The following is a 5,737-nucleotide window of genomic DNA, read 5'->3' as shown; positions in this document are numbered from 1 at the left end:
CGCCGCGCCGTCGAACATGAACCGTTGTTCCAGTGCCATCGGGCTCGGCCCACGGCGCACGAGGCGGTTGGGTTTGCCCGCTGCGGGCACTGGGGACGGGGATGTTTTCGTGTTCTTGTCGGGGTTCATGGCGTGTCTCGAAATGCCGCGGGAAGCGCCGACGGGCCGTTGGTGTGCTGGGCGTCGGCGGTGTGTTCAGCGCAAGGGGTTCAGCGGGGTTTGGGGGAGGCAGCTTCGACGCCCGGTGCGTTCACCTGCACGCGGCCGCTCATGCCCGCGATGAGTTCGGGGAAACGCCCGTCGATCGCCGCGGCCACCTTGACCGACTGGCTCACCGGGTCCACACGGGCGCCGATGCGGATGAACTTGGCGGGGTAGCTTTTCTGGGTTTCGTCGATCAGCACCGTGAAGCTGCCCCCCTGGCGCAGCCACGCCAGCCAGCGTGAAGGCACCAGGAATTCGAGTTCCAGCACGCTGTCGTCGATGATGTCCAGCATGGCCTGGCCGGGCTGCACGAACTGCTGTTCGCGCACCTTCTGTTCGGCCACACGGCCGGCAAACGGCGCCGACACGCTGCACTTGCCCAGCACGGCGCGGTTGGCACCGAGTTCGGCACGCGCCTTGCCGGTGGCGGATTTGGACAGGTCCAGCTCCAGCTGCCCGACCGAATTGAGTTCTGCCAGGCGCTGGTTGGTCTTGTGGGTTTGCTCGGCGGCGTCGAGTTCTGCCTGCGCCTTGGCCAGCTGGGCCTGCTGCAGCGAGCAGTCGAACGACACCAGCAACTGCCCCGCCTTGAAGGCACTGCCCTCGGGCACGGGCAGGCGGTTGACCTTGGCGCCGATCTCGGCGGCCACCGTGGTGTAGCGGCGCGGCATGAGCTGCGCGCGGATGTCCTGACGCTCCATGCCGCTGCGCGCGGGGGCGTCCAGCGGTGCCTGGGGCACCGGCTTGACCGGGGTGGCGCCCTGCGCCCAGGCCAGGCCGGCGGTCAGGGCGGCCAGCAGCAACATGGCCCTACGGGTGTGGCGGGCGAGGCTCATGGGGCGACCTCGCTTTTGAGCGTGGTCCAGCCGGTGTGACCCTTGAGCTGGGTGGTCAGGTCCTGCAGGCTCAGGGTGTCGGTGCTGCCGATGCGAGGCTCCACGCCGAGCTGGGCCAGCAGCCGGCTTTCGGCCACCTGCACCTGGGCCAGCGCCTGGTAGCGGCGCAGCAGGCTGAGGATGGCGGACGTTTCGTTGCCCACGCGGTCCAGCTTGCTGGCGGCCTGCACCGATTCGCGGTTGCGCATGAGTTCGGTGATGCGGCGGTCGGTGGCGTACACCTCTTCGGCGCGGTCGAACTGGTTGCGGGCGTTGATCAGCTGCAGGCGCGCCAGGTGCACCTGGGTCAGCACGGCCATCTGTGTGGCCATGCGGCGCTGGTCGGCCAGCGCCACGCCGGCCTCTGCCAGTTTCATCTGGGCGGGGCCGGTCAGCAGGTTCATGAGGTTGAACGAGAGCTGCAGGCCCGCTTCCTGCCAGTTGCGGTCCACCAGGAATTTGTCCGAGTCGTAGTTCAGGCTGTAGTTGAACGAGACATTGGGGAACATGCGCACCATCACCTTGCGGGTCTCCTCGCGGGCGATGCGGGCGTTGTAGTGGCTCTCGCGCAGATCGGCGTTGTTGCGCAGCGCCACCTCTTCCAGCTTGGCCAGCGGCAGGGTGACGGCGGTGCTGCCGCTGTGGGTGCTCACCTCGGTGTCCGCGATGGCGATGTCCTGCCCCAGCGGCGCGTTGATGAGGCTGGCCAGGTCCACCTGGGCCGAGAGCAGCTCCTGGTTGATGGCTTCGAGCAGGCGCAGGTTTTCCAGCAACTGGCGCTGGTAGCGCAGGGCGTCGATCGGGCTGCGCACACGCTCCGTTTCCACCTTGCGCGAGTCGGTCAGCGCCTCTTCGGCCAGCTTGATGGTGCGGTCCACCTCGTCGCGCAGCTTCTGGGCGCTGGCCGCGCGCCAGTAGGCGGTGCGCACGTCCTGCATCAGCAGGTGCATGGCTTTGCGGCGCTTTTCCACCGCGATGAGCACGCGGTCGGCCTGCTGGCGGGCGACGTAGTGGCCCATGCCGACGTCCAGCAGGCTCCAGGTCACGCCCAGGTCGAAGGTGTTGTGGTTCGGTGCGGCCGAGAACGACGAGTCGGTGGCGGTCGGCCCGAAGGTCGGGCTGAACGGTGAGCTGAACGTGGCCCGCTCCACGCTGCGGTGGCCGTAGCCGGCTTGCGCCATCAGGCGGGGCAGCATGTCCAGTTGGGTGGTGTCGAGCTGGCGCAGGGCCAGGGCCTCTTCCATCAGGCGGGCGCGGCGGTCCAGGTTGTATTTCAGGGCGCGGGCCATGGCTTCGTCCAGCGTCAGCGGGCCGTTGATGGGCTCCACGTTCTGGCGCATGGCGTTGCGGTCGGCGGCGTTGGTCTCGGCGAGCGCCGCTTCCGTCACCGGAACGGGGGTCAGGGTGGTGCAGGCGGACAGGGCGAGGACCGCCGCCGCCAGCAGGCTGGCCGAGACGACGGTGAGGCGGGGGCGTTGGACGGTTTTCATGTGCAAGAGGGTCTGTTGGGTTGTCGAAATCATCGGCAGGTGGCGCCAGCGCATAAGGCCGAAATGAGCGGCGAACACCCGTCAGTCGGGCCATTTCGGGGGTGGGCGTGCATTTGTGCGCGCCGTTGGCGTCCTCAGATCCGGGGTGTCTTCTCAAGTCGGTTGGGTGGCTGGCCGATATCCAGGCACAGCGCGGCCGTCACGACACGGGCACGACGGCGGGATCGTATTGATAGACACAAAAGAAATATAAAAAAAGCTAAAGACACCAAGCAGGAAGCTGAAGACGGCAGATGGGACGCGACAGATGACAGCGACAAGAAGCTTTCCGCGGAAGGTCGCGTGGGGCGTCTCGGCCTGGCTGCTGGGCGCGGTGTTGCTGGCGGCCGCCGTTTGGCTGTGGCCCGCCGGCCCCGTGGACCATGTGGTGTCCCGGTCCTGGGCCTTGTCGCCCGAGGACCATCCGCCCGCCCCGGCGGGTGTGCCCCTGGCAGGCGAGCAGCCCATGGGGGCCGTGCTCAGCGCCGGCTATGGGCGCGACACCGTCTGGGTGCGGCTGGCGGTGGACCCTGGCCTCAGCCGCGAACGCGCCGGAGAAGCCCTGCTGCTGCGCATCCGGCCCGGGTATCTGGACGACATCGTGCTGTTCGATCCGCTGGCGGGCAGCACGCCCATCGGCCCTGTAGGCGACCACCACCCGCTCGCGCCCCAGCTCCGGCCGTCCACCGTTTTCAACCTCGCGCTGGCACCGGGGGAGCAGCCGCGCGAGATCTGGGTGCGCCTGCGGTCGCAGAGCACCCGCCTGGCGCACTTCGAGGTGCTGCGCGAACACGACCTCTGGCGGGCCGACGCCCGCTCCACCGCCTGGGGGGCCCTGTACCTGGCGGCTTTGGTCATGCTGCTGGTGTGGGGGGTGGCCCAGATGCTGGTGCGCCGCGACGCGCTGGCCGCCAGCTTCATCGCGCTGCAGGCGGCGTCATTGGTCTACGGCGCCAGCAGCCTGGGGTTTCTGCGCCTGTTCGCCGAGGCCGGTGCCGACGTGCTCTGGATCGACCGGCTGACCAGCGTCATGGCGATCACCGCCACCGGCTCGGCCTTTGGCTTCAATGCGCTCTTGCTGCGCGAGATGCAGGTGCCCCGCTGGGGGCACTGGCTGGCGCGCGCCTGCCTGCTGCTGTTCCCCCTTTTGCTGGCGCTGCAGTTCACGGGCGACACCCTGCGGGCCTTGCAGCTGAACATGCTGCTGGTGCTGGTGGGGCCGGTGCTGTTCCTGCTGATGGCGCTGGCCGCGCCGCGCGGCATCGCCGGCCAGTCGGTGAGCGACGCCCCCACGGCGCGGCGCCTGGGTCTGGCCTACTTCTGGCTCTTGCTGCTGCTGACGGTGCTGGCCGCACTGCCCGGGCTGGGCCTGGTCGACGGCGGGATCATCAGCCTCTACATCATCATGCTGCACGGGGTCGTGTCCGGCCTGCTGATGCTCGCCATGCTGACCTACCGGGTCTACGGGCTGCTGCAGCAGCGCGAACTGCTGGCCGCCGAGGCGGGCTACAACCGCCGCGAGGTGCAGCGTGAAAAAGCCTTTCGGCAGGATCGCGAGAAGCTGCTGGCCATGCTGGCCCACGAACTCAAGACGCCCCTGGCCACGGTGCGCATGCTGCTGGGCACCCTGGGCCTGGCGCCGCGCGCGCTGCGCTCGGCGCAGACCGCAGTGGCCGACATGAACGCGGTCATCGAACGCTGCCTGCAGGTCGGCCAGCTCGACGAAGGCGCCCTGCGCGTGGCCAGCCAGCCGTGCGATCTGGCCGAACTGGCGACCCGCGTGGTGCAGGCCCACCCGGCCCACGCGCGGGTGGCGCTGACCTTGCCCGCGCCCGCCTGCGTGCACAGCGACCCGCAACTGCTGGAAACCGTGCTGCGCAACCTGGTGGACAACGCCGTCAAGTACAGCCCGCCCGAGACCACGGTGCAGCTGGACCTGCAGGTGCCCGACGGCGGCGGTGTGCAGCTGACCGTGCGCAACACGGTGGGGCCAGCCGGCAAACCCGACCCCGCCAAGGTCTTCACGAAGTACTACCGCCACGCGCAGGCGCGGCGCTGGACCGGGTCGGGCCTGGGCCTGTACCTGGTGAACGGTCTGGTGCAGACCCTGGGCGGGCGGCTGCGTTATGTGGACGAAGGGCTGGGCATTGCGTTTGCACTGTGGTTGCCCCAGCCAACAGACAAGGAGACGGTATGCGGGTGATGCTGGTCGAAGACCACGACGATTTGCGCGAAGCCACCCTGGCGGTGCTGCAGGCCCATGGGTTCCATGCCGTTGGGGTGCCCAGCGCCGAGGATGTGGACGACACGCCGCTGCAGGTGCGGCCCCAGCTGTATGTGCTGGACCTCTGCCTGCCCGGGGAGGACGGGCTGTCGCTGGCGCGCCGCCTGCGCGCCGCGCAGCCCGGGGTGGGCATCGTCATGACCACGGCCCGCACCGCGGTGGACGACCGGGTGCAGGGCTACGGCGCCGGCGCCGACATCTACCTGCCCAAGCCGGTGGACCCGCAGGAACTCGTCGCCGCGCTGCGTTCGCTGGCGGTGCGGCTGGAGCAGCGCAGCGGTGTCGCCCCGGCACCCCCGGTGCGGCTGGACACGCAGGGCCGCACGTTGCACGGTGGCGTGGGCACGGTGCGGCTGTCGGATTCGGAAGCGCGCATGCTGGCCGCCATGGCCTGTGCCCCCGAAGGCATGCTGGAGCGCTGGCAGGTGGCGGTGCATTTCGGGGCCAGCGAGGCCGACATCAGCCCCGACAGCCTGCAGAACCGCATTTCGCAGTTGCGCAAGAAGATGGCCGCCAGCCTGGGCAAGGTCGAGTGCATCCGGGCCGTGCGCAAGGAAGGCTACCGGCTGTGCGTCCCGCTGCGGCTGTCCTGAGGCCGCCGGACGGCGTCTCGGCGCGCGATGCCTGAGGCGCGCCCGCCCCCAAAGCAAAACCCCCTGCCGGCTTGCGCTGACAGGGGGTTTTTGTTTGGTGGCGATAGGTGGACTTGAACCACCGACATCTGCATTATGAATGCTGCGCTCTAACCAACTGAGCTATATCGCCGACGCCGCGCATTATAGACCTAAAACGCGGTGACTTTCAAGCCCCCTCGGTTTCAGGCGTGCTTGAACACGGCCGCGCGC

4 protein-coding genes and 1 tRNA gene are annotated in these 5,737 nt (G+C 69.0%); 2 read left to right on the top strand and 3 right to left on the bottom strand.

The features are described from left to right. Positions 1-209: 209 nt before the first annotated feature. Together ACR2JA_RS19550 and ACR2JA_RS19545 are read right to left on the bottom strand one after the other, a co-directional pair. On the bottom strand, positions 210-1,040 hold the full coding sequence (locus ACR2JA_RS19550; protein ID WP_434010730.1) for an efflux RND transporter periplasmic adaptor subunit: 831 nt from the start codon (positions 1,038-1,040) through the stop codon (positions 210-212). After that, positions 1,037-2,569 (bottom strand): TolC family protein, encoded by a 1,533-nt coding sequence (locus tag ACR2JA_RS19545; RefSeq protein ID WP_434010729.1) that lies wholly within the window; start codon positions 2,567-2,569, stop codon positions 1,037-1,039. The genes ACR2JA_RS19550 and ACR2JA_RS19545 overlap by 4 nt, the downstream gene beginning before the upstream one ends. Before the next feature lie 307 nt (positions 2,570-2,876). Here ACR2JA_RS19545 and ACR2JA_RS19540 point away from each other — a divergent pair, with 307 nt between their 5' ends. Beyond that, positions 2,877-4,811, top strand: coding sequence for a sensor histidine kinase (locus ACR2JA_RS19540; protein ID WP_434010728.1), 1,935 nt, complete (start codon positions 2,877-2,879; stop codon positions 4,809-4,811). Beyond that, positions 4,802-5,485: a response regulator transcription factor gene (locus tag ACR2JA_RS19535; protein WP_434010727.1), complete on the top strand. Its 684-nt coding sequence runs from the start codon at positions 4,802-4,804 to the stop codon at positions 5,483-5,485. Before ACR2JA_RS19540 ends, ACR2JA_RS19535 begins: the two co-directional genes overlap by 10 nt. 95 nt (positions 5,486-5,580) lie before the next feature. On the opposite strand, the gene ACR2JA_RS19530 is transcribed toward ACR2JA_RS19535, so the two are convergent. Then, a tRNA-Met gene (locus tag ACR2JA_RS19530) sits at positions 5,581-5,657 on the bottom strand. Between the last annotated feature and the right edge of the window lie 80 nt (positions 5,658-5,737).

Origin of the sequence: Hydrogenophaga sp., assembly GCF_051007235.1 — a bacterium.
GTDB lineage: Bacteria > Pseudomonadota > Gammaproteobacteria > Burkholderiales > Burkholderiaceae_C > Hydrogenophaga.
Note: the sequence above shows the minus strand (reverse complement) of the source record. Positions and strands in the feature narration are given on the sequence as shown.

Coding starts and splice junctions, on each gene's coding strand:
- ACR2JA_RS19550 (WP_434010730.1), bottom strand. CDS start 1,040: ATGAGCCTCGCCCGCCACACCCGTAGGGCCATGTTGCTGCTGGCCGCC.
- ACR2JA_RS19545 (WP_434010729.1), bottom strand. CDS start 2,569: ATGAAAACCGTCCAACGCCCCCGCCTCACCGTCGTCTCGGCCAGCCTG.
- ACR2JA_RS19540 (WP_434010728.1), top strand. CDS start 2,877: ATGACAGCGACAAGAAGCTTTCCGCGGAAGGTCGCGTGGGGCGTCTCG.
- ACR2JA_RS19535 (WP_434010727.1), top strand. CDS start 4,802: ATGCGGGTGATGCTGGTCGAAGACCACGACGATTTGCGCGAAGCCACC.